We start from the raw sequence: 24,264 nt of genomic DNA on the forward strand, positions 1-24,264 counted from the left end.
TTGTAACTTACTAGCAGCAATTTATAACTATGAGTTAAATTTAGCAATTCCAAAATGCAAACCCTTGACTATAACATAAAAGTAATTTTGCAAGAGGTCTATTATTAAGGTATTAGGAAAATAATTACTTCCCTATTCTCAATGTCCAATCCCCGATATTCATACATATAAGCATTTATTTAGCTAACAAAAAATTTTCAAATTCTGCTGCTGGTAATGGACGACTAAATAAAAAACCTTGCATAGAATTACAGTTGTGTTGGCGCAAAAAAGCCAGTTCTGATTCCGTCTCTACACCTTCAGCTATTACATCTAGATTGAGATTGTGAGCCATTTGAATTAATGCTTGAGTAATGGCTGATTTTTGTGAATCTTTAGCAACATTATGAATAAAATAACGGTCGATTTTTAATGTATTAATTGGTAAATTTTTCAGGTAAATCAAAGAAGAGTAGCCTGTACCAAAATCATCAATTGCAATGTTTATACCCAAAGATTGCAATTTGCTCATAGTAGTGATCGCACTATTTACGTCTTGCATAATCATGCTTTCAGTTAATTCTAGCTCTAAGTCATCTGGTTCTAAGTTATTCATAGCTATAAAATTAACTATACTATGAATAAAATCTGGTTGATTAAATTCAATTACTGACAAATTAACAGCAACAGTCAAAGAATAAATTCCGGCATCACGCCAGCCTTTTATTTGTTTACATACATTTTTTAATACCCATTTACCAATTGGAACAATTAAACCCGTAGACTCTGCTAACGAAATAAATTCTGTTGGGTAAATCAGCCCTAATTCTGGGCTTTGCCAGCGTAATAAACTTTCAGCAGCTACTATTTTACCAGAAGCAATATCAATGATTGGTTGATAATAAATTTCAAATTCTTGAAAATTATGTTGTTTGATAGCCCGGTGTAAGCTAATTTCTAATAGCTGCATCTTAGGAGACAAGTTTTTAATGACACTTGCAGGAGATAAATACCTTTTTAAAGTAGCGTGCTTTTCCAATCTGTTTATAATGGCACTTAATAACTCAGCACGAGTGAAAGGCTTAGTTATATAATCATCAGCACCCATATTCATACCTTGGCGGAAGTCAGATTTGGCAGATTTTGCAGTCAGAAAAATGAAGGGAATTGTTGCAGTTCTTGGATCTTGCCGTAATATTCTTAATACGCCATAACCGTCAAGTTGTGGCATCATCATATCACAAAGAATTAAATCGGGAACTTCGGATCTAGCCAAATTTACCCCAATTCTGCCATTAGCCGCACCAATAGTTTCAAAATCTTCAGCTTCTAACAGATCCAAAATATTTTCACGAACGGCTTCTTGATCTTCTATTATTAAAATTTTGGTCATAACTTATCTCAATTCATGTTTTATTTTTATGGGATAATACCAATAATTTTTGTATATAACTTCTATATAGTTTTGGTAAATGTAAATATTTAACTTTAGTAGCTATATATATAGTTTTTTAAAACTCCCATTTCTAATCCAATGCCTAGTATATTAACGACATTAATGGCGCGGCGCGATAAAATGATTCCAATAACGGATGGAGTTCGCTAGTCCAAAAGCTAGAAGCTTCCAGCATTTCGCGCGCTTGATAGCGCATGATAGCCACAATATTTTTCCTAATAAATCATAAATCCACTGCCATATGCAGAACTCTTGCAGTTGTAAATTACTGCTGGGCTGAAGGATAGTAAGTATTGCAGATACTGTTGCTTGACAAGTAACGTCCACCATATGATTTCCCAATATGGACACTCAACTACATCTTGTGGCTGTAATTCTCCAAAGTGGAATGCTTTTTGGTTAGCTTCTAACACGATACCCTCTGTTGTCAGCAACCCGATAAACTGGCAAGAACCTTTGAAAATGGGGCTAAATCGTCCTTAACTCTCACGAAATGATACTTTTGCCTGTAAACAGGAGGTACTATCCACAGAAACTCCAATGAGGTAGGCAGGTTCGCCTTGTCGTATCTTTAAGTACTATAGCGCGTAGTAGTAACCATTTGTACTTAAGTAGTTATCTAAAGCTTTTTACTTCGATTTTCCAATATTTTGACGCTAAATAAGTAGTAATATTTAGGTTATAAACACTACAAAAGGTGTGTTAAGAATTACAAACCAGCTTATATCTAGCTAGTTGGAAATTGGCTATTGCCCAATAATCGATAGTTCTTCTCCCCCAATACGGTTCGGAAAAGAGAAAGTTATCTGTTGAGGCGAACAATTCTTAAGCAGGGGAAGAAAAAATTATTGCTCAATAACACTCTTTTGCCTTCCCTGCCTCCCCTACTCCCTCTTCACTAAGGGCGCAATTGCAACCGCCGTTCACCGTAACGTAATAGCCTTTCTATAGTTACAAGCCGATTTTCCCAAACTTTGACTTGATAAGAATTTGACTTAAGCTCTTGGCTCATCAATGCCCGAAATTGAGACTGGAAACGGGTTAGAGAGGCTCTAGCCATTAGTAGCTTGCTAGAAGAAGGGGAAGCCCCAAGCTGATTTAAAGCACTACGTAAAACTTCTGCCTGGTTATTAAAATCTGATATTGTCTTATTTGGTTTTTGTAATTGGTCATTTTGGAAAACAAATTTCCATTCTCGTTGCAGCGCAGTGTAACGAATCGCGGCAGTTTGAAAAGGCTGGCGGTGAGGAATAGGTTCAGTTGTAGTGGATGTCGTGGCTTTAACTCTACCTTGGGTGCTAATAAAGAGTTTTTGTAGCTCGTTGTTAAAGTTCTCTGCGGCAAAGAGGGCATAACCACTAACTGGCAAGTCCCTTACCAACTGGAGTTGATCGAATGCCCCAATTGTTGGTAAAGAAAGTAAGCGGATTCCTGGTAGCAACAAGGTAGATCCCAATTGTTTAGAAGCGATCCAGGGTTGGGCCAGTCGTTGGAAGCGAGAAGTATCTAGAGCATAAGTCATGGGAACAATTAAATCTACATCCCCCCGTCTTGCCCAAGTTTCCCAGTTTTGTTGAATTTTCTGAATCCGCTCTAGTTCCGGCAAAGGAAATACTGCAACCGACAAAATTAAATTCGGCTGTTTTTGTCTCAACTGCCGTGATAATTGGGCGACAAAACTATCAACTTGCTCGGTGCGAAATGTCGTCCACTTTTGCCACAAGTCTGGTTGGCTAGGGGAAATATTCACTGGATCTACAGCAGTAAGTTGCTGAAATTGCGCTCTTGCAGCTTTGCCATAGCCGTAGCTTCGACCTGCTGATGGATCTTGAAAAGGGTAGCGAATATAGTCTAGCTGTAGACCATCCACGTCATAGCGAGTAACAATTTCCTCATACAGCTTGAGCAAGTACTGCCGCACTTCGGGGTTAGCTGGGTCGAAGAATGGCTTAGTCTGACCGACGGGAATCATGTTGCCCAGGTTATCATAGTTTGCCCAATCGGGATGAGCCGCCAGTACTGGCCCTGGATAATTACTATTAACGTTGATAATCTGATTGTGCCGTTGATTGCCAGCAGCAAAAGTCCAAACCCACGCGTGTAATTCCATGTCTCGCTCATGGGCTAATTTCACCGCATCTGCCAGTGGGTCCCACCCACGAATTAATGGGTTTTGCTCTTTTGCCACTTGGCTCGGATAAATGGTATAGCCAGCGTTAACAGTTTCAAAGAAGACGGTATTAATCCCAGCTTGGGCTAGGCGATCAAAAATCTTGGACAGTCCTGCTTTGTTACCAGCACGAACAATCGTTCCCCGGTCTAACCAAACTGCTCGGATTTCTGGTTGAGCGAGTCTCTGATCAACAGGAAACTGCTGCCACAAAATCGTCTTTGCTACTAGCCACTGCTGACGAGCCAAAGCGTAGTTTTTTTGGGCAATCAATTGGGGCAAGTTTCTAGCAATTCCCCTTGCTTGTACTAAGGCTTGGTCTTTACTCATACCTAGCGCTTCCAGTTTAGTTGAAGCCAATTGCGTGGGTTGCTCTTTGACAGACTGGGAGGCGTAGGTGTCTAAATGCCTAGAGAATTGCTTTTCCTCAGATATTCCAACGCTTTCGTTAACTGCATCGGCTGACGCTGCCAAATGAGCGCTTTCTACCCGACCAATCAGATTTTCTAGCTCTTGCTGGAGAGCGATCGCTTGATTGTTGTCAATCGGCTCATTGGAGTTAGGTGCAACATCCAGACCCACTGCTTGTTCTAATTGGTCAATAGCCTCTTGGGAACTTGGAGGTTTGACTGTAGGAAGCGGTTTAGCTATGGGAGCAGTGGCAGTTTTAGGAGGAGGAGATGAGGGAGATGAGGGAGATGAACTGCCCCTCTGCTCCCCTGCCCCCTGTCTCCTCGGCGCAGCCGCCACCGTTGTAGAACAGTTTGGGGAACCTCCTGCTACTTTTTTCATGCGATTCGATGGTGCTGGCGCTGTCAAATAGTAATTGATAGCAGCTTTTAACCAGGCATTATCTAATCCGGCGGCTGTTGCTGTATCTGTTCCCCAGCGCCAGCCTAAAAAGGTGGAACGCTCAGTTGTTACTACTGCGGCAGGATTATCTTTGGAATTCCAAACAGCAGGAGATTCAGTGCCCATCTCATTAGGAATCACAACACCGCCGCGTACTTTGCCAAAAAGTTCTGTTTGATTAGCCCATTCTGAGATTTTGGTTTTTGTAGGTTTGATTTGTTCTGTTTCACTAAGGCTGAATCCCCAATAACCTCCCAAGAGCGATCGCAATAACTGACGCACTCCTGGCGATGACAGACTACCTACAGGCCCACTGGCAATCAAACGTCCTCCCTTACTCATCCATTCTTCGAGAGCGATCGCTTGGGTTGGTGTTAATGTCTCGACGTTTGGCAAAAATAATACTCGGCGATCGCCCCAATCTGCCACACTTTTTACATTATCTAGGGTAATTACACAATATTTTGCCCCCATTGCCTGTAAGCGATCGCTGATCCCTACCCATTGATTTGCATTTTCTTGGCTATGCACTACGCTCAATACAGGTTCTTCAGTTGCCGCCGTTACTGGCAAAATACTAAAACTATTTAAAATTAAAAAGTTAAAACTTAAAATGAAGAATCCGGCTTTTTTGATTTGTGAATTTGCCTTTTTATGATATTTTTCCTGATTCTTCACTACTGACTCCCCAGTGGATTATTTATTAGGTATTACTTCTTATTTATCATCCAGACTAACAATAAATTACCTCCGGAAAAAGACTGATCTTTGATCACTAAACTTGAACAAAGTTGAAAATACATTTTTTAACTAAATCTTCAACTCCAGCTACTGGAAAAATTTTTGTATTTAATCTACTAGCTAATTCCTCAATACCCATATCATCTAAAAACACTAGTTCTCCATGTTTTAACATCACATTCGGTAGCAGAATGCCATCACCTAAATCTTGCCCTTCTAAATTTAAAAGCAAATCATGACCAGTTAGTAATCCGGTTACACTGATAGATTGTCCCCAATAATCACTACATAAAGCACGCATATTTACTTCTAAACCTTCAACAGAATTTAGGCGTTTCAAAATGGGTTGAAATGCTTTTTCTACAGCGTTGCCCACTACCCAAGTCAACTTCCTCTGAGGATATACCTTTGGTGGTAGTAATTCTGCTGCAACGGTAGCGAATTGCTTAATAAATAATTGAATCGAACCAACTCCATTATCAATTTGGGGATATTCTTCATATTCAGATTCACTGGGTAATTCCTCACCTGCAATCAAAAACCACTCATCGGCTAACCAAACAACGCTTGAGGCGAATTTTTGACGAAATTGCCGCGAGAGCATTTGCACTTGGGAAATCACTTCTTGGGCTTTTTCTCTAGTAACGGGTATAAGTTCGTCTTCTGAAGGCCGAAACCGTGTCAACCCAACTGGTACAACTGCTATCGATTCCACCGTAGGCACTTCACCAGTGTGAAAGGATGCTAAATCTTTGAGAGTTTGCTCTAGATGTTTACCATCATTTATGCTAGGGCAAACAACTACTTGAGCATGAATTTGTAGTCGCCTTTGTTGAAACCACTTGAGTTGTTGCAAGATTTGCCCTGCACGCTGATTTTTTAGCAGTCTAATTCTAACTTCGGGTTCTGTAGCATGAACAGAAACATACAACGGAGACAAGCGCATTTGCTCAATTCGCTGCCATTCTCGTTCTGGCAAATTGGTTAGGGTAAGATAAGAGCCGTACAAAAAACTCAGACGGTAATCATCATCTTTCAAGTACAAGGTGGTACGTTTACCTGGTGGCTGTTGATCGATAAAGCAAAATGGACAGTGATTGTTGCACTGAATTAAGCCATCAAATAAGGCCGTTTCAAATTCTAGCCCCAAGTCTTGATCGTAATCTTTTTCGATTTCTAGGCTATGAGTTTTACCAGCAGCGTCTAAAACTTCTAATTCTAAAACTTCATCAGCACACAAAAACTGATAATCAATTAAATCACGGGGACGTGAACCATTGATAGCAACGATCGCATCACCAGCCTCAAAGCCAATCTCTGCGGCTATTGAATCTGGAAGAACCTTAGTAATTCGGGCAGGATTAATGGTACTCATTGGGTATATGGGGCATTGGGTATGGCGCATTGGCCATTAGTCATTTGCTTTGGACTCATGGCTAATGACTAATGACTATTATGTAATTATCCTTTCCAACCTGCTGTGATCGCAGCTAAAATAGCGCTGCCGAATGCTAATCTATACCAAACGAAAACTAAAGTGTTTTTGGTTGCTAAATACTTGATTAAGAATGCAATTGATAGGTAGGAAAAAATCAAGGTTGAAATAATCCCTACAATTAATAGTCCAACAATGTTATCTGGCAACTGTTGGGCTTCAAATAACTTGAAGATTTTTAAACTTTTATACAGCGTTGCAATGGTAAGAGTTGGAAACCCTAGTAAAAAGGAGAATTTCGCTGCTGTATCGCGTTCTAATCCTAAAAATAAGGCAGTCGTCAAAGTTGAGCCAGAACGAGAAACACCCGGGATTAAAGCAAGTGTTTGTCCTAATCCAACTAAAATACCATCCCGAATCTGCAATGAATTAAAATCTCGCTTGCGAGTGCCAACTTTTTCTGCCAAAGCTAGTAAAAGTGCCATGATAATTGACATTATGGCAATAATTAATGCGCTCTCTGGTAGAACGTCTTTCAAAAGAAACCCGAAAATTAAGGCAGGCATTGTTCCTACTACAATACCGACAAGAATTTTCCACTCCTCACGTTGCCAGTCTTTGTCTTTTATTGCTTCAATTCCACCTTTGACAATATTAGAAATCAGCGACCAAAAATAGCCCACAATTGCTATAACGCTGCCAAATTGAATTGCATCGACAAAATCTTTAGAACCTAGTTCTTTCCAACCAAATAGCTTTGTCACAATCAGAAGATGTGCAGTGCTGCTGATTGGCAAAAACTCTGTAATACCTTGAACAATACCCAAAATAAAAGCTTGAATAAACTCCATCAATTAATACCTTTTTCCTGCTGTAAACAATCATTCCTTAGCTGGTGATGTTAATTTATATACTTTTTGCTGCACCCAATATTATAGAAAATTCCGTTTTACCAAATCAATAACACCATCCAAGACGCTGGCCATGTTCTTACACCCACTTCAATAAGTCAACGAAATTTTGGCAATTCATCAAACTTTAATATTTAGCGGACTGATGCCATTGACTTTTTACCCGTTACATTTACCTGCCCTCTCTCTGTAGTTCTTTGTAAATGCGAACTACAGAGGAGTTCTGTAAATAAGGCAACTTGAGTGAATTAGGCTGCTACAGAATGTTTTGTTTGGTTTGCGCCAGCGCTCCTCGAAATTTCAGTATAATTACAATGCCCCGGGCAATCCCCCAGGGGGGGATTTTAAAATGTGATATCTTAAATAAAATAAAGTTTAGTAACAAATATTAAAAACTTTGATTAATAATACACTGTCTTCCTACACTGCTTCTACCCCTTCTATTGATACAGAGTTAGATTTAACTGTTACTGGGCAGAAGGGTATTAGGCAATTGGAATCTACACTCTCCTGTTCTCCGTCTCTTCCCTTATCTATTTCGGCCCGACAAACTTGGTTAGTGTTTGCGGCGGCTGTGTTTTTGGTAACAGTACCAGTATTTGTAGAAGCGCCAATAGTGCGATCGCTACCAAGCTTAAGTTTAGCGCTGGCAGCATTTTGGGTGTGGCTAAGTTTTACCTTAATGTCACGTCCTGCGACTTATGTATGGGGAGATTTACTCTTAGGATTTAGCTGGAGTTGGTTAGCAGGAGCTATTTACTGGGGCTGGTTACGTTGGGAACCTGCGTGGCATCTGCCAGTGGAGTCTATAGGATTACCGTTTGCTTGCTGGTGTTTGGCGAAGAATTGGGGCAAAGTAGGTAACTGGTTTTATTTAGGTTCTTTACTAGGTACAGTCTTAACCGACATATATTTCTATACAGCAGACTTGATGCCCTATTGGCGGCAAATTATGAGAGTAGATGCAGATGGCGCAGGGCAAATATTACATAATGCCCTGATGCAAGTACAAACACCTTGGGGACAAAGTTGGGCCATAATTCTTGCCTTAGTCCTGTTGACAGTCGGGATTTTACCTTTAGGTCTAAAGCAAAGACACTGGTATGCCTTTAGTGGGGCAGTTTTAAGCACAATTTTGGTAGACAGCCTATTTTTGTTAGCTGCGATCGCAGCGTAAAGAAGGCAGGAAGCAGGAAGTCACTAAGCGTATAGGCTTCTTTACCGAAACTTTTTCCAGCCTAGTCTACAGCACATCAAGAATGATGCTGTAGATAATAAATTAGTTAAGAAATATTACATAACAGTCCATCACCATCAAGTCTTCTTGCTAGGGTTTTCGGTATTAGCCATCGGATAATTTCGTATCTGGCTCAGAGGTAGAATCAGCCACCATAAAAAGATTTCGTCTAGCTGGAAATGCTACCAGGATAATGGATGGAACCCTATTGCAGCTATGCGGGCACTCTTCCCATAATAAAAATTTTTGGCAAAAGTATAGTCAAACCCAGTAACGGCAAATATTGTGGATATTAATACGCTGTATATTAGTTTCTGATGACTGCTGTGTTGATTAAGCTATCAGGTTTTGTCTTTGAAGTTCTGTTCGCCGGAAGCTGACGCACCCTGCGGCTTCCCGCAGAAGCGTCTACAGACTTCTATGTTTGTCCTTTGTCTTTTGTCTTTGGCGCTTTGACTGATGACTTAATGACTAATGGCTGCTGTTAGCTTAAAACTTTTGTTTCTGTTTGATGGAAAGAGGTAGAAAATTGTGAAAGGATTGGCGCGTTTATTAACAGTGTTTAGTTTGTTACTTAGTTGCTGGGGATGGCTGGGAACAACTCAGATAGCCCAAGCTGCTAGTTTCAATTTTGCTTTTCCACAAGTCCCAATTCTGGCACTTGAACGGCAGAATCGAGCAGATAAGAAGCTAGGAACCGAATTTGGTAAAAAAATTGATTTGAATAATACCAACGTCCGAGCTTTTCAACAGTTTCCAGGGCTTTATCCCACCCTGGCTAAGAAAATCATTACAAATGCTCCCTACAAAAATGTAGAGGATGTATTGGATCTTCCAGGATTGAGCGATCGCCAGAAACAAACCCTGCAAGCGAACTTGGATAAGTTCACCGTGACAGAACTAGAACCTGCCTTCAACGAGGGAGACGATCGCTTTAACAACGGCATCTACAGATAACTGCACGTTGCAGTTAATGTAGCAAATAGTAGCCCACTCCTGATTCTAGGGAGTGGGATTCTTCTATTAAAGATAAGGGGGGACAAGGAGGATAAGGAAGACAAGGAAGATCAGGGAGATTCAGATAAACAAAGTAAAACTTTTTTCTTACCCCCTGCCCCCTGCCCCCTGCCCCCTGCCCCCTGCCCCCTGCCCCCTGCCCCCTCTCCCCTCACCATTACCTTGCCTCAGATAGATATTCCTAGCCAATTTGATGTCCTAGTAGTCGGCGCTGGTGCTGCTGGACTATACACCGCGTTGTGTCTACCAGAGTCTTTGCAAGTCGGCTTGATTACCAAAGAAACTGTTGCTTTGTCTGCCAGTGATTGGGCGCAAGGTGGCATTGCCGCAGCAGTTGCCCCAGAAGATTCTCCGACGCTGCACATTGAAGATACGATGCGGGCAGGTGCGGGTTTGTGCGATCGCACTGCTGTAGAATTTCTCGCCCAACTTGCTCCTAACTGCATTCAATCCCTAGTTAACTTGGGAGTTGCTTTTGACCGTCATGGTCAAGCCTTGGCTTTAACTTTAGAAGCTGCCCATTCTCGCAACCGTGTTCTTCACGCCGCAGACACCACAGGAAGGGAAGTTACCACCACCCTCACGGCCCAAGTATTACGTCGCCAGAATATTCAAGTCATTCAGCAAGCTTTAGCTTTGAGCTTGTGGATTGAACCCGAAAGTGGTCGCTGTCAGGGAATAAGCTTGTTTTATCAAGGTGAAATCACATGGATAAAGGCTGGTGCTGTGATACTGGCAACTGGCGGCGGCGGTCAAATATTTGCCCAAACGACTAACCCGGCTGTAAGTACAGGTGATGGGGTAGCGATCGCATCTCGCGCTGGGGCTACCCTCCGCGATTTGGAATTTGTGCAATTTCACCCCACAGCCCTCACTAAACCTGGTGCCGATCACTTTTTAATTAGCGAAGCTGTACGCGGCGAGGGCGCACACCTTATCGATAATGAAGGGCGGCGTTTTGCTTTTGACTATCACCCTGCCGGTGAACTTGCACCCAGAGATGTTGTCAGTAGAGCAATTTTCAGTCATTTACAACGTACCGCCGTTGATTTGGCGACTGCCCATGTGTGGTTGGATATGCGCCCCATCCCCGCCGAGAAAATTCGTCACCGCTTTCCCAACATCATCAAAGTTTGTCAGTATTGGGGCATTGATGTCTTTCATGAACCAATTCCTGTAGCGCCTGCTGCCCATTACTGGATGGGTGGGATTGTCGCGGATCTAATGAATCGCACGAATATTCGCGGTTTGTACGCGGTGGGTGAAACCGCTAGTACTGGCGTGCATGGGGCAAATCGCCTTGCGAGTAATTCCCTGCTGGAGTGTATTGTGTTTGGGGCCCAGATGGGCAAAATTGAGTTAGAAAATATTGGGCTGCCGTCAGAAACACGATTATTACCATTACAGAAATTTAGTGCTGATCCTAGTGAGTGGCACATCCAGCAGGCACAGCTAGAAGCACTCAGGGAAAAGTTACCACGTTTAGTCTGGGAAAGTGCTGGTATTTGTCGAGAGCAATCAAGATTGGAAAGTGCGATCGCCACTGTTGAATCTTGGCAGCAAGATTTCGCTATCTTGCCTTTAAGTCAATTCTTACTTGCTTTACGTCCCGCAGAACCAGCTAGTTTTGACATACCAGATGTTGAACGGCAATTGAGACTTTGGGCAGAAACCCGGAATTTATTAGATGTGGCTGATTTAATTCTCAAAAGTGCTGCTTTTAGAACCGAAAGTCGAGGCGGACACTACCGTTTAGATTATCCTCAACCAAATCCAAATTGGCAGGTTCATACACTTGTACAAAAACATCATTGGTGGAAGTCTCCACTATTATCTTGATTAAGTTTCCCCAATAGATTTCTATTGACAACTAGACTTTTTATTGCACTTTACTATCAGCGAGTGCCGCTACCATGCTGACTGTTGGGGCCACCATAATTTGGTGGAATATACATATCTTTTATGTTTTTTAACTTTTGATCGTTAACTTTAGGAGCAATTAAACTATTGCTGCTAGTAGCCCCAAAAGTATTAGCACTTGCAATAGTGAACATACCTGTGGAAGCTGCAATTTTCGGTATTAGGATGTAAGCCCCTATACAGAATATTATAAACTTTGTGATTCGCAAATTAGCCTTCATAGGTTTTGGTAAATTTACTACTTTTTTACTTAAAAATGTATTTTTTATTTTTCTACCGTATATTTACTTATTTACTAGAAAAATAAATTTCAACTTTATTAAATTCTTACTATTAGTACTATTAGTTTAGAAGAAATGGTGGTATTGAATAGTCTTTATACTTAAGTGATATTCTTAATGTGTTGTTTTTACATCAGCCCAAAGTTAGATATGTTGATAAATGACTGTGAGGATTGTGCCTAAATCCCTATTTATTAATATGTATCTAAATCTTTTAAGTATAAACACTATGTTAAGTGAATATCGAGGCTCAGAAAAATATTAAAAATGCTGCTTTATTTGTATAATATGATTTGTATGTATTCAGTATATTTAAATAGAAAACAGCAAAATTGCTATTTTAAAAGGATTTAAAAAACTATGAAACTACGAAATACTGTAATGCCAGTAGGAAGCATAAGTATATTTTTTGGGAGTAAAAACACTTATCACAGTTAGTTTCTTAGTTGTGAGATAAAAATATTGACTAAAGTAATAAAAGTCTGAAAGCTTAAGTCTTGGCTAATTAAGCAAATTCGTAGCGATTTTTGCCCTGGTGCTTGGCACGATACATTGCTGCATCTGCTTGTTTAATCAAAGTTTCACTATCTTGACTGTTGTATGGGTAAACACTAATGCCAATACTGGCAGAAACTCGGATTGCATAGCCGTCCAAAACAATTGGCTTAGTAATACTGTTTAAAATTTTTTCGGCGACTTTAGCAGCTATTTGAACATTAGGAATTGCCCGTAAAATCACAGTAAACTCATCGCCACCCAAACGAGAAACTGTATCACTAGCGCGTAAAGAGTTGCTTAGTCGTCTCGCAATAGTCATTAGCAAGCGATCGCCCGTCTCGTGTCCCAGAGTATCATTGACTTGCTTAAAGCCATCTAAATCAATAAACAGCAGCCCTAGCAATAGGTTGTTGTGTTGCGCCCACTGTAACGACTCGTCAAGTTGTTCGGCAAAAAACTTGCGATTGGATAGACCTGTCAGGGGGTCGTGATATGCTAAGTGACGCAAGTGGTCTTCTTTGAGTTTTAATTCGTTATTAGAGCGGAATAGTTTAGCAGCAGTACGTTTAAGCCGCTCTTCCATGAGCTTGCGCTGAGTAATATCTCTGATGACTCCAACTAAAAATAAATTACCAGCTGAATCTTTGTGGAGCGATCGCTTAGTAGCAATTTGATGAGTCTGTCCATCTGCATTTGTAAATTCTTCTTCATGTTCTTGGGGTTGCTGAGTTCGGAAAACAAGATCATCCTGTTGTCGGAACACATCGGCTTCATGTTTAGAGAAAAAGTCATAGTCTGACTTTTCAATTAATAACTTATTTGGATAACCGATAAATTGACAATACGCCTCATTTAAAACAATCCACTGATGTTGTTCATTTTTCACAAAAATTGGATCAGGAATTGTATTGATTACGTGGTACAAAAATTCTTTGGAACGTTTCCACTCTTCCTGCATATGGGCAATATGACTGATCATCCAAATAGCTGAACTGCCAAAGCTCAACAGAGAGGGAATGAGCGGTATCCACCAACCGGACAAAAAAGCAAGATACGCACTCAGGGTTAATATAAAACAACCAACTAGAATGCTGAGTAGGCTTTTTGTTGCGTGTCCTATTCGCAATGTGGTCACGGCTCCCAGATAAGAACAGATAAAAATCCACAAGTATTCCACTAAGTCAGGACAGACCTTGAGTAAGGGCCGTCCTTGCAGAGCCGCTGATATTAACTCACTAATAAAATAAGCTTGCAGTTGAATACCAGGTACAGGTATTGCCTTACCCATTAGACTGCTGGAGTAGGGAATAAAGAAAAAATCTTTAAGACTGGGTGCAGTGGAGCCAATGAGTATAATCCGATTTTTAATCAAGTTTTTTTTGACTTTATCTGCCAGTACATCTCTCATCGATACCTGACGAAAATGACAAAATTCTTTAGATGAACTTTGACATTTGGGTTTGGGTTTGGGAAAATTGGACAAAATTTGGTAGCCTTCCTTACCAGCTTTCACATAACCATCATCATGAGCTTTAAAAGGAGTAAATACTGCCTTACCCAATTGCAAATACTCAGGGTTATTTTTTGCATTAGTGGGGATAATTCCCTCTGACTTTAAATACAATAAAGCCAACTTCAGAGCAAAACTTTCGTGTGGCTGATTATTAAGATGCAAATACAACAAACTGCGACGTACTTTACCATCGAGATCATATAGAACATTGTTAAAGCCCACTTGATCCTGATTTAGCCCCGGCGGAGGTGAAACCCTAATGTTTTTATTTTCATCCTCTGCTAGTAGTTCAATACCAATCAAGTTGGGCATTGATTTATAAGCTTTATTAAGTTCTTTAGTACCAGGCTCTACTGACAAATCTCTATAAATATCTAAGCCAATAGCACGGGGTTTGTGGACATTTAATTTTTGCAATAACTGGGCAATATTTATATCTGGAATCGGCCACGAACCTACTTGCTTTAAATCGGTTTCATCAATCGCTACGATTGTAATACGCTCTTCTGGCGGTTCATTTGGACGTAAACGAAAAAATTGATCCAAAGCTGTCAACTCCAAAGATTGCAATAATCCAATGGAGTGCAAAACCAGGACGCAGACTGCAACGCTGGCAGCAGTAATCAACTCCCTGTGTCCTCGACTAAGCGATTGTTTCAGTCCAAAGATTAACTTCACAAGACGCTTGCCTAGCTGCTGATTCATTCCCATTACCTAGTGGCGAGAAATATTCTCTATTTCCTTAAGCTATTAACTATCGGACTAACATAGCTCAAGCGGGAGCTAAATAGCTTTCAATAGATACACCTTTGGATTCGGCTCTGACATGATTACATCCCAAGGTAGCTCCCAATTGCTGTAATAACAAATTAAACTATACATTGTAGTAAAGTAAATATACTTAATTAATTTCCTTCCGCTTGAGATATTTGAAGATAAAAGCCGCAGGAAAATTAGTAATTGCGTATTGGACAATAGCTATTATCTATTACCAAAAACAAAAAAGCCAACTGGAAACAGACTTTGCTGTATTCATGCAGTTGGCTATAGGATGTGAACTACATCGATGTTCCGATGTAGCATTTCAAATCATTGAGAAGCGCAGATGAAGCTTTCTCAAGGCGATTACCTGAAATACTTGAAGTTACGAGGGCCCGTGGAACCAGAAACTTTCGCTAGTTCCTCTAAATTTTGGACTCCGCTATAGCTCTCACCATTGATAATCCAAGTGGGGAAGCCTTCAATTTTTGCGGCTTTACACAGTTCGGGTTGAGCTTTTAGCCCATCGGGAGCGCACTCTACCTTAATATCATTGCTGATTATTTCTCCGGCTTCTTTACCAAAAAGCAGCTTTTGTTCATGGCAGTGAGGACACCAGTAAGCACTGTATTCCTTTGCGCCTACTTTTGCTAGATGGCGAGCTAGGGCTATTTCGGCCTCACCAGAAGTGGTGGTAACTTCCCAACCGAACGCTGGGTTAGGATTTGTCTTGGGAGTAAAGGTAATTTTTGCAGGTTGTCCAGGAGTTCCAGACGTAACATCTGATTGATTCACGCCAGCATAGACGCCTAAAGTCCCAATCAGCGTTACCATCCCCACAATAAGGGCGGTAAATAATATTTGTCCAATATCCTCCCAAGTTCGACCGATAATCGTCAGTACCAAAAGACTGAGGGAGAATAAAGCTGAACCAATACAGTAAAGACAAGTAGCTTGGATTTGAGATGCGAGCACGTACATTAAGTAGCCGCTAAAAACCGACATTGCGATCGCTCCCGCCAGCAGCAGCCACCATGTCCAATTTTCCAATTGTTTGCGGCTATTGTTTTCCCATGAGTTAAATACCAAGGGACCTAAAGCCAATATCACCATAGTGATATATGCCAAAAACCCAAACAAAGCTAATGGCTGACCAAAAACTGTTGCCCAAGGGCTAGAAAGCACATCATTACAGCTCTTAGCACCAGCCTCTGCTACACAAGCTGCACTGCCTCCTGTTAACTTTTCTATGGTGAGATAACCTGTGATCAAGGCACCGCATCCAGCGATCGCGGCAATCAATGGACGTGACCATTTATGAATCCAAGGAGTAGAACGGCGGCGAATCATAAACTGTTATTGGTTAATGGGCATTGGGCATTGGGCATTGGGCATTGGGCATTGATCAATTGAGTATTAATTATTTCTCCCCATGCCCCATTTAAGAATGTAACTTCACTTGTTCTGCTGATTTGCTTTCACTTTTGGAGTTCCAATTGCGACGTGCGGCTTCTACAAATTGACTGACGCGAATTGGGTCAATTGGTTGCTCTATACGTCCGTGACGCTTCAGGGAACTGGAAACTATTACACCATCTGCTGCCTGCATCAATGTATCAATATTTTCCCAATTGGCTCCACTACCGATGAATACTGGTGTGCCAGCTGCTGCATCACAAGCTAGTTCCAAATCTTCTAAGTTAGGAGGGCTACCAGTAGCCCAACCAGATAAAATCACTCCGTCTGCTAAACCCCTTTCAATAGTGTCTTTCACAGCAACTGTGAGATTTGGAGAACTCAAAGGGCGGGCGTGCTTTACTAACACATCGGCCAGGATTTTAACATCGCAGCCTAACTCCCGTCGATAGCGGAGCAGTTGATGGGCTTCTCCTTCAATTAATCCTTGGTCGGTTGCCATCACCCCTGTGAGAACATTGACCCGGATGAATTGCGCCTGCACACAGCTAGCGATCGCCATTGCACTTTTGCCGTCGTTTCGCAAAACATTTAACCCTATAGGCAAAGTCAGCAAGTTTTGTATCCGTTGCACCACAATGGTCATGGCACTCACAACCACGGGATCAACTTGGTTTTTGGTAAAAGGCGCGTCGAAAAAGTTTTCCACAATCAGCCCGTCAACCCCTCCACTTGCCAGGGCGACGGCTTCTTGTTCGGCGCGGTCAATCACCGCTTTTAGGCTACCTCCCCAACGAGGTGAGGTCGGCAGTGGTAGCAGGTGAACCACGCCAATAATCGGTGAGCGAGTTTTAAATAATTGATATAAGTCCACGTCTTTAATCCGCCTCGCGGAGTCCAGAGTCTAGAATTTTTTGACTATTGAATGTATGACCCTTGACTCTTGACTTTTTCATTAACTAGTCAAATGTGTTTTATGATGGTCGGTTTGTTGCCTCCTTCCTCAGATGGAAATTGGCCTCAAACCTCCCATAAGATATGTTAAGATAAAACTTGGCTACAAGAGGAGTTTGCCACTCACTAGACGCAAGGCAGCTTTCCGTGGTTTAGGCATCTTGTCCGCGCCCAGTCGTAGGACTTGCCAAACGCCAGGCTAGCATTACTGCTTTATAAGCGTAGTCGCTTTCGTCGATTTCCCTGAGGGTAGCGACTTCTCAACAACAAGCCCTTTGGGCGGCTTCCCGATGGGTAGATTAACAACGCACACGCTGTGGTAATGTAAAATACCAATAGGCGAATTGTTAAAAAAGATTACAAGTGTCAAATGTACCCAAAGACACTTCAATTTACCCTGGGGAACAGATTGATAGGAATATCATAACATGACCTCTATTTTTATTTATTGATAAGGTTATGAGTCCACGTACAGTTACTAACAGTGGGAATTTGCCACTGCCCTGTTTTCATGAGGATGCTGATAGCAAAAAAGCCAAGTTAGCGCCGGAATGTTTGACTACAAAATGAAGAAGAAAATGAAGATTTTTTCAAAATATGGGTGACAAGCCAACAATTGCCATTTCTCACCTGGGCTGCGAGAAAAACCGAATTGATACAGAACACATGTTAGGAATGCTCGTAGAAGCAGGCTACGGTGTAGATACAAATGAAGAATTAGCTGATTACGTTATTGTTAATACCTGTAGTTTTATTGAAGCAGCCCGGCAAGAATCTGTCAGAACTTTAGTAGAACTGGCAGAGGCAAATAAAAAGATCGTAATCACTGGCTGTATGGCGCAACATTTCCAAGAACAACTTTTGGAGGAGTTGCCTGAAGCAGTAGCAGTAGTGGGTACAGGCGATTATCACAAAATTGTAAATGTAATTGAGCGTGTTGAACTTGGCGAGCGGGTCAAACAGGTTAGTATCGAACCAACCTATATTGCCGACGAAACTACACCGCGCTATCGCACTACAACGGAGGGCGTAGCTTACCTCCGGGTTGCGGAAGGATGTGATTATCGTTGTGCATTTTGTATAATTCCTCATCTTCGAGGGAACCAGCGATCGCGTACTATTGAATCTATAGTCGCCGAAGCCGAACAGTTAGTTAGTCAAGGGGTAAAGGAAATTATTCTAATTTCCCAAATCACAACTAATTACGGTTTGGATATCTACGGTAAGCCAAAATTAGCCGAACTACTTCGCGCTTTGGGGAAAGTAGATATACCGTGGATCAGAATGCACTATGCTTATCCCACGGGACTGACCCCAGATGTGATCGCGGCGATTCAAGAAACACCAAACGTCTTGCCTTATCTGGATTTGCCCTTGCAACATTCTCATCCAGAGATTCTCCGCGCCATGAACCGTCCTTGGCAAGGACAGGTAAATGATGGGATTATAGATCGCATCAAAACGGCGCTACCAACAGCCGTACTGCGGACAACATTTATTGTTGGTTTTCCAGGAGAAACAACTGAGCATTTTGAGCATCTACTAGAGTTCGTTCAACGGCATGAATTCGATCATGTTGGCGTCTTCACCTTTTCCCCTGAAGAAGGAACCCCAGCTTATAAGCTACAAAATCAGTTGCCCCAAGACCTGATGGACGATCGGCGATACCAACTGATGGAACTCCAGCAACCGATTTCTCAAAAGAAAAATCAGCAGGAAGTAGGCAAAATCGTCGATGTCCTGATTGAGCAAGAAAATCCTGAAAGTGGTGAATTAATAGGTCGTTCAGGTAGATTTTCCCCAGAGGTTGATGGTCTGGTGTATGTCAAAGGCCAGGCAAAGTTAGGAACCATCGTGCCAATAGCGATTCACCACGCTGATACATACGACCTCTATGGTCAAGTAGTCAATAACTAAATTGTCATTCGTCTTTTGTCTTTTGTCCTTTGTTAAATGACCCTTACAGATTCATCCTTATATTAAGGTCAATGCTGCATTAATAGCAGTTTTCATGAGGGTTTACCCGAAGTTCAGAGACTCACTTGTGGGCATAGTTTCTCCAAAAGTTGAGGCTTTGCTATCGCCCTTGGCTCACTAACTAGCCAATGACTAATGACTAATGATTAATGACTAACGACTAATCCAAAATCCTTACATAAAATTTAGGACGAATTAATGACTCTTTCATTTCAAGAATTAGGCATTTCCCAAGAACGTGTCGCACAACTAGAAAAAATCGGTTTTACCGAACCAACTAACATTCAAGTCCAAGCAATTCCCCAATTGCTGGGTGGTCGTGATGTAGTAGGTCAATCTCAAACAGGAACAGGCAAAACAGCAGCTTTCTCGCTGCCTATTTTAGAACGGCTGGATGTTAATCAAAAAGCTGTACAAGCCATAGTTTTAACACCAACTCGTGAATTAGCAATGCAAGTTCACGATGCGATCGCGCAATTCATTGGCAATGAGGGATTGCGGGTGTTAGCAATCTACGGTGGTCAATCGATTGACCGCCAAATGTTACAACTCAAACGTGGCGTTCACATGGTTGTGGGCACTCCAGGACGGGTGATCGATTTGCTAGATCGCGGCTGTTTAAAGCTCGATCAAGTGAAGTGGTTTGTGTTGGATGAAGCCGATGAAATGTTGAGCATGGGCTTCATTGACGATGTGATCAAAATCCTCTCGCAAGCGCCCGTAGATCGCCAAACAGCTCTATTCTCGGCAACAATGCCACCATCGATTCGGATGTTGGTGAACAAGTTCTTGCGATCGCCTGCAACTGTCACCGTTGAGCAACCAAAAGCTGCTCCCAACAAGATTAATCAAGTAGCTTACCTGATTCCTCGCCACTGGACAAAAGCCAAAGCTTTACAGCCGATTTTGGAAATGGAAGATCCAGAAACAGCTTTAATCTTTGTTCGCACCAGACGCACCGCCGCCGAACTCACCAGTCAGTTACAAGGCGCTGGTCACAGTGTAGATGAATACCACGGTGACTTGTCACAACAAGCACGAGAACGGTTATTAATCAGATTCCGTAACCGTCAAGTCCGTTGGGTGGTAGCAACTGATATTGCAGCACGAGGGTTAGATGTCGATCAACTTTCCCATGTAATCAACTTCGACTTACCCGATAGCGTAGAAACCTACGTCCACCGCATTGGCCGTACTGGTCGTGCTGGTAAAGAAGGAACAGCAATTTCTTTAGTACAACCATTTGAGCGGCGCAAACAGCAAACATTTGAACGTCATAATCGCCAAAGTTGGCAATTGCTGACCATTCCTACACGCGCACAAATTGAAGCGCGGCACATCCTGAAACTGCAAGAACAGGTTCGGGAAGCTTTGACAGGTGAGCGTTTGGCTTCATTCTTGCCAATTGTCAGCGAATTGATTGAAGAATATGATGCTCAAGCGATTGCCGCAGCTGCACTGCAAATCGCTTACGATCAAACTCGTCCCGCTTGGTTGAGTTCAGACGTGGAAATTCCCCAAGAGGAATCCTCCGCTCCCAAACCAAGACTCGGTAAGCGTCGTGAATCTTCTAGCGATCGCCCTCGTACTGCATGGAAATCAGATAGCAACAATGGTGAAGAAAGACATTCTTCTCCCAAGCCAAAACTGCGGACAAGTGGGCAGGATTCTTCTCCATCCCCTAGTAAAAAGATAGGTTCACCTACAGCTAGAGAATCAGCTTCTTAGTCAACAGTTAGAAGTTAATCAATTTTGGATTTTAGATTTTTAGATTTTTTCTTCAATCCAAAATCCAAATATAAAGTTAGAGAGTTGAGAGTTAAGAGTCAGGATTACGACTTTGGCTCTTGACTTTTTGGCTTTTTAGGTAACTTTTTTTACCCGTTTGTAGGAAAATCAATTAAAGATGCATTTTTCGTGGTCTTATGTTCACTATTCCAGACTTAGAGCAACTACAAGCAGAGCATCCAGAATGGCAAATGGAGCTGGTAGATGGAAATATAGTTGTTATGGGCCCATCAGATTATGAGTCAGAGGAAATAGGTGCTGAGTTTGCACGGCAAATGGGTAATTGGGTACGCCCACAGAGACTAGGACGGGTAACTGGTTCTAGCGCGGGTTTCATTTTGCCTACATTAGAAACTGAAAACGGGAAAGAAGCTGATAACGAAAAACGAAATCTTCGCGCTCCCGATGTGTCTTTTGTTCGTGCTGATAGACTGAAAACAAGCAAGCGCGACTTTGTAGAACTTGTACCTGACTTGATGGTAGAAATAAAATTTAAGTCAGACCGGATCAAACCACTAGTAGAAAAGATTCAGCTATTCTTACAACTCGGATCTACAGTTGGTATTCTGATTGATCCTGACAAATTGACGCTTACAGTTTATCGGCTTAACCAAGAACCAATAGTTTTGCAGGATAACGAGAAACTGACACTACCAGACTTATTACCTGGTTGGGAGCTAGTAGTGTCAGAAATTTGGCCTCCTGTGTTTGAGTAGTCAAAAATACTACAGCCAAGGACGACTAACTAGTTCTAACTCTCCAATTTCTTCGTCACTCAATTTCCAGCCTAAAGCACCAGCATTCTGACGCACGTGTTCGGCTGTCTTCACCCCAGCAATAGGAATAACGTTCCCCTGAGCAATTAACCAGTTGAGAGCAACTTGGGCGGGGGTGCGATCGTATTTTTCCCCGAAGTTGCGTAGCAAAGATATGACTGGGGCAATTTTTTGCAGATTTTCTTTCTTAAATCGTGGGTCTATTTTTCTTGCTCCAGTTGGAGTTTCAGCACTATCAATACTGTACTTACCTGTGAGTAATCCCTGAGCTAAAGGACTATAAGCCAAGATAGTCACACCTAACTCACGGGCAGTTGCTAAAATACCCTTACTTTCAATTTGGCGAGTGAGTAGAGAATAGCGGACTTGGTTTACAGCCAAAGGTACTCCACGGGCTGCCAATATTTGATGCGCGTCTCGCATTTGCTCTGCTGAGTAATTACTTACACCGACTGCGCCAATTCTGCCCCGCTTCACTTCATCCGCTAGGGCATTCATCAAAGTTTCTTGGCTTAAAAAGAAGGCAAAAGGCCAATGCACTTGGTACAGGGCAATTCGCTCTAATTGTAAGCGTTTGAGGCTTGCTGTTAAAGCATCAGAGACGGATTGGGCTGTAAATCGCCACGGTAAGGGGCCAAATTTTGTGGCAATTTGTACAGGTTGTTGTGTCTGTTGCAGAAATTGCCCCAAAAATTTCTCTGATAGTCCCATTCCGTAGACTTCGGCAGTATCAAAGAAGGTAATACCAGCTTCTAAAGCTGCTGTAAAGGCTTCTTGTAACTGTTCTGGCCCGTAGGAATTGCCGTAATTCCAAAATAGTTTATCACCCCAAGCCCAAGTGCCTATGCATAAAGGTGTAACAACTGGGCCATTTTGCCCCAATGTGATATTTTCCACGGTTGCAAAATTTAATTTATTTACATTTCTTTACTTTTATAGTCTATCGTTTACTAAAACCCGCTTTGCATTCCTGATGGTAGTCATCTTGGACAGAAACCAATGCAATCAGGGGACCTGCATCCAAAACGAGACGCTTCATGCTTGTATCAAATAGTCTTCATGAACTAAAGCATCTGTAGGAGCATTTTCTACGATTCCTGCCAGCGATAGTAGCCTTGAACCATTTTTGGGGCGTAGCCTCTCATAGAGAAGTGTCGAAACTCGTCAACCTGGGTATATTCTTTGTGAGACATTACCTAATAACAAGCTGCATAGCAGCTTAAGAATTAAGGGAGGCTAATAACCTCCCTTTTATGATAGTTGAGTGTATTTAATTATATTTATGAATTAGATGATTTCTCCTGCTTGGCTTTTTTGATTAATTCCATGTAGACATTAATCTCACTAATTTCTAAATCATGCTCAACTCTGGTTACTTTCCATCTCTCCTTTTTTAAGTAAACTTCCTCTCCTATTCTGGGAGTAAATTGGAGATCATAGAACTTTTTGAGAAAATCTTTTTGATTTTCTTCCCATAATATTACTTTGATTACTTCTTTACTCATTGCTTATGCCTGTTTTCTTACTAGATGAAGTTAAGTAGCTTGATGACCTAACCTACATATAGCAAGCTTATCTTACTAATTCAATGCAATAGCGTAGTTAAAAACACAATTTCATATTGATATTTTTATGTGGCTTAATTGTGTATGATAAAATTACATATTAATACTATAACTCTAGGAAAGATTACTATTAGGTTTACATTAATAAAACTGGCATGAATGCTTATTTTAGCCTTTGTTCAAGTTTTCTTACCATTTGCTGCTTTGAGGCGATCGCTGCTTTACAGAACTAAGCATTGCTCTCTAACCTCTGTAACTTCTGCTCTAGAATAAAGTGAAAAATCTAGCAGCTTCAACAGGGGATTGATTTATGTCCCACCCTACGCTCAGTAGCCAAAAAGTGGCTCGACGTAAAAAGGAACTTTATGAAAGAAGTATCCGTGCCAAATATGATTCAAGCCTTACGTAAACTAGTAACATTCGATGAATTTATCGCTTGGTATCCAGAAAACCCACAACCACGTTATGAACTGCATGATGGAGTCATTGTTGAGATGGCACCACCAACAGGCGACCATGAAGAGGTTGTGGGATTTTTGGCGCTAGAAATATCTGCGGAAATTAAAAGACTAAAACTTCCCTACTTTATTCCTAAAACAGCCTTCATTAAACCATTGGAAGGTCAATCAGCTTATTCTCCAGATGTGCTGATATTAAATCGTCCTAATTTAGTAAATGAGCCTCTGTGGAAAAAAGAATCGACTGTTAGTCAAGCAGCATCAATTCCTTTAGTAGTTGAGATAGTTAGTACAAACTGGAGAGATGATTATTTAAAAAAAGTTGCTGACTATGAAGCAGTAGGCATTCCCGAATACTGGATTGTAGATTACGCAGCTTTAGGTGGTAAGCGCTTTATTGGCAACCCCAAACAACCAAATATCTGGGTTTACTCGTTAGTTGAAGAAGAATACCAGGTTAGCCAGTTTCGAGGCGGAGAACGCATTGTTTCGCCTACTTTTGCAGAATTAGATTTAACAGCCGAACAGATTTTTCAAGCTGGGGGATAAGTGGTTAAGCAA

18 protein-coding genes are annotated in these 24,264 nt (G+C 41.6%); 7 read left to right on the forward strand and 11 right to left on the reverse strand.

The window, feature by feature from the left end:
• Nucleotides 1-175: 175 nt before the first annotated feature.
• The 5 genes from H6G26_RS22885 to H6G26_RS22900 all read right to left on the reverse strand — a co-directional run bounded on the left by H6G26_RS22885 (nt 176) and on the right by H6G26_RS22900 (nt 7,484).
• Entirely contained in the window at nt 176-1,372 is a 1,197-nt protein-coding gene (locus H6G26_RS22885; protein WP_190731447.1) for an EAL domain-containing response regulator, read from the reverse strand.
• A 278-nt stretch (nt 1,373-1,650) separates the two neighbouring features.
• A complete protein-coding gene (locus H6G26_RS42095; RefSeq protein ID WP_206757554.1) occupies nt 1,651-1,869 on the reverse strand; it encodes a hypothetical protein in 219 nt (72 codons plus the stop codon).
• Nucleotides 1,870-2,333: 464 nt separating this feature from the next.
• Nucleotides 2,334-5,135 (reverse strand): family 10 glycosylhydrolase, encoded by a 2,802-nt coding sequence (locus tag H6G26_RS22890; RefSeq protein ID WP_190731448.1) that lies wholly within the window; start codon nt 5,133-5,135, stop codon nt 2,334-2,336.
• A 97-nt stretch (nt 5,136-5,232) separates the two neighbouring features.
• Nucleotides 5,233-6,573, reverse strand: a complete 1,341-nt coding sequence (locus H6G26_RS22895) for a TIGR03279 family radical SAM protein (protein WP_190731449.1) — start codon at nt 6,571-6,573, stop codon at nt 5,233-5,235.
• 86 nt (nt 6,574-6,659) lie between these two features.
• Complete coding sequence (locus tag H6G26_RS22900) at nt 6,660-7,484, reverse strand: undecaprenyl-diphosphate phosphatase (RefSeq protein WP_190731450.1); 825 nt, start codon at nt 7,482-7,484, stop codon at nt 6,660-6,662.
• Nucleotides 7,485-7,941: 457 nt separating this feature from the next.
• On the opposite strand from H6G26_RS22900, the gene H6G26_RS22905 reads away from it, so the two are divergent.
• The 3 genes from H6G26_RS22905 to nadB all read left to right on the forward strand — a co-directional run bounded on the left by H6G26_RS22905 (nt 7,942) and on the right by nadB (nt 11,637).
• A complete protein-coding gene (locus H6G26_RS22905; RefSeq protein ID WP_190731451.1) occupies nt 7,942-8,721 on the forward strand; it encodes a DUF3120 domain-containing protein in 780 nt (259 codons plus the stop codon).
• Between the two features lie 591 nt (nt 8,722-9,312).
• The gene (psbU, locus tag H6G26_RS22910; protein WP_190731452.1) at nt 9,313-9,738 is read left to right on the forward strand and encodes a photosystem II complex extrinsic protein PsbU; all 426 of its coding nucleotides are present in this window, start codon (nt 9,313-9,315) and stop codon (nt 9,736-9,738) included.
• A gap of 222 nt (nt 9,739-9,960) precedes the next feature.
• Entirely contained in the window at nt 9,961-11,637 is a 1,677-nt protein-coding gene (gene nadB, locus H6G26_RS22915; protein ID WP_190731453.1) for an L-aspartate oxidase, read from the forward strand.
• Between the two features lie 56 nt (nt 11,638-11,693).
• Here the strand turns inward: nadB and H6G26_RS22920 are convergent, their stop codons facing one another.
• From H6G26_RS22920 to btpA, 4 genes are all read right to left on the reverse strand, one after another.
• Nucleotides 11,694-11,852 carry a hypothetical protein gene (locus H6G26_RS22920; protein ID WP_190731454.1) on the reverse strand — a complete coding sequence of 53 codons (159 nt, stop codon included), beginning with the start codon at nt 11,850-11,852 and terminating at the stop codon, nt 11,694-11,696.
• Nucleotides 11,853-12,504: 652 nt separating this feature from the next.
• On the reverse strand, nt 12,505-14,715 hold the full coding sequence (locus tag H6G26_RS22925) for a CHASE2 domain-containing protein (protein ID WP_190731461.1): 2,211 nt from the start codon (nt 14,713-14,715) through the stop codon (nt 12,505-12,507).
• A gap of 420 nt (nt 14,716-15,135) precedes the next feature.
• Complete coding sequence (locus H6G26_RS22930) at nt 15,136-16,119, reverse strand: vitamin K epoxide reductase family protein (RefSeq protein ID WP_190731463.1); 984 nt, start codon at nt 16,117-16,119, stop codon at nt 15,136-15,138.
• A 91-nt stretch (nt 16,120-16,210) separates the two neighbouring features.
• Complete coding sequence (btpA, locus tag H6G26_RS22935; protein WP_190731465.1) at nt 16,211-17,059, reverse strand: photosystem I biogenesis protein BtpA; 849 nt, start codon at nt 17,057-17,059, stop codon at nt 16,211-16,213.
• A gap of 677 nt (nt 17,060-17,736) precedes the next feature.
• Here btpA and rimO point away from each other — a divergent pair.
• The 3 genes from rimO to H6G26_RS22950 all read left to right on the forward strand — a co-directional run bounded on the left by rimO (nt 17,737) and on the right by H6G26_RS22950 (nt 21,620).
• The gene (rimO, locus tag H6G26_RS22940) at nt 17,737-19,056 is read left to right on the forward strand and encodes a 30S ribosomal protein S12 methylthiotransferase RimO (protein ID WP_190731467.1); all 1,320 of its coding nucleotides are present in this window, start codon (nt 17,737-17,739) and stop codon (nt 19,054-19,056) included.
• Nucleotides 19,057-19,314: 258 nt separating this feature from the next.
• Entirely contained in the window at nt 19,315-20,844 is a 1,530-nt protein-coding gene (locus H6G26_RS22945) for a DEAD/DEAH box helicase (RefSeq protein ID WP_190731469.1), read from the forward strand.
• A 197-nt stretch (nt 20,845-21,041) separates the two neighbouring features.
• On the forward strand, nt 21,042-21,620 hold the full coding sequence (locus H6G26_RS22950) for a Uma2 family endonuclease (protein ID WP_190731471.1): 579 nt from the start codon (nt 21,042-21,044) through the stop codon (nt 21,618-21,620).
• 9 nt (nt 21,621-21,629) lie between these two features.
• Here the strand turns inward: H6G26_RS22950 and H6G26_RS22955 are convergent, their stop codons facing one another.
• Both H6G26_RS22955 and H6G26_RS22960 read right to left on the reverse strand, forming a co-directional pair.
• The gene (locus H6G26_RS22955) at nt 21,630-22,577 is read right to left on the reverse strand and encodes an aldo/keto reductase (RefSeq protein WP_190731473.1); all 948 of its coding nucleotides are present in this window, start codon (nt 22,575-22,577) and stop codon (nt 21,630-21,632) included.
• Between the two features lie 383 nt (nt 22,578-22,960).
• Nucleotides 22,961-23,185, reverse strand: coding sequence for a hypothetical protein (locus tag H6G26_RS22960; protein ID WP_190731475.1), 225 nt, complete (start codon nt 23,183-23,185; stop codon nt 22,961-22,963).
• 449 nt (nt 23,186-23,634) lie between these two features.
• Here H6G26_RS22960 and H6G26_RS22965 point away from each other — a divergent pair, with 449 nt between their 5' ends.
• Nucleotides 23,635-24,252, forward strand: coding sequence for a Uma2 family endonuclease (locus H6G26_RS22965; RefSeq protein ID WP_190731520.1), 618 nt, complete (start codon nt 23,635-23,637; stop codon nt 24,250-24,252).
• Nucleotides 24,253-24,264: the final 12 nt, after the last annotated feature.

The organism is Nostoc sp. FACHB-888 (assembly GCF_014696655.1).
GTDB lineage: Bacteria > Cyanobacteriota > Cyanobacteriia > Cyanobacteriales > Nostocaceae > Nostoc.

Excerpts from the sequence above, each read along its gene's own strand:
- H6G26_RS22885 (WP_190731447.1), bottom strand. The coding sequence starts at position 1,372 with ATGACCAAAATTTTAATAATAGAAGATCAAGAAGCCGTTCGTGAAAAT.
- rimO (WP_190731467.1), top strand. The coding sequence starts at position 17,737 with ATGGGTGACAAGCCAACAATTGCCATTTCTCACCTGGGCTGCGAGAAA.
- H6G26_RS22920 (WP_190731454.1), bottom strand. The coding sequence starts at position 11,852 with ATGTTCACTATTGCAAGTGCTAATACTTTTGGGGCTACTAGCAGCAAT.
- H6G26_RS22930 (WP_190731463.1), bottom strand. The coding sequence starts at position 16,119 with ATGATTCGCCGCCGTTCTACTCCTTGGATTCATAAATGGTCACGTCCA.
- H6G26_RS22960 (WP_190731475.1), bottom strand. The coding sequence starts at position 23,185 with ATGAGTAAAGAAGTAATCAAAGTAATATTATGGGAAGAAAATCAAAAA.
- H6G26_RS22945 (WP_190731469.1), top strand. The coding sequence starts at position 19,315 with ATGACTCTTTCATTTCAAGAATTAGGCATTTCCCAAGAACGTGTCGCA.
- H6G26_RS22925 (WP_190731461.1), bottom strand. The coding sequence starts at position 14,715 with ATGAATCAGCAGCTAGGCAAGCGTCTTGTGAAGTTAATCTTTGGACTG.
- H6G26_RS22900 (WP_190731450.1), bottom strand. The coding sequence starts at position 7,484 with ATGGAGTTTATTCAAGCTTTTATTTTGGGTATTGTTCAAGGTATTACA.
- H6G26_RS22950 (WP_190731471.1), top strand. The coding sequence starts at position 21,042 with ATGTTCACTATTCCAGACTTAGAGCAACTACAAGCAGAGCATCCAGAA.
- H6G26_RS22895 (WP_190731449.1), bottom strand. The coding sequence starts at position 6,573 with ATGAGTACCATTAATCCTGCCCGAATTACTAAGGTTCTTCCAGATTCA.
- H6G26_RS22965 (WP_190731520.1), top strand. The coding sequence starts at position 23,635 with ATGATTCAAGCCTTACGTAAACTAGTAACATTCGATGAATTTATCGCT.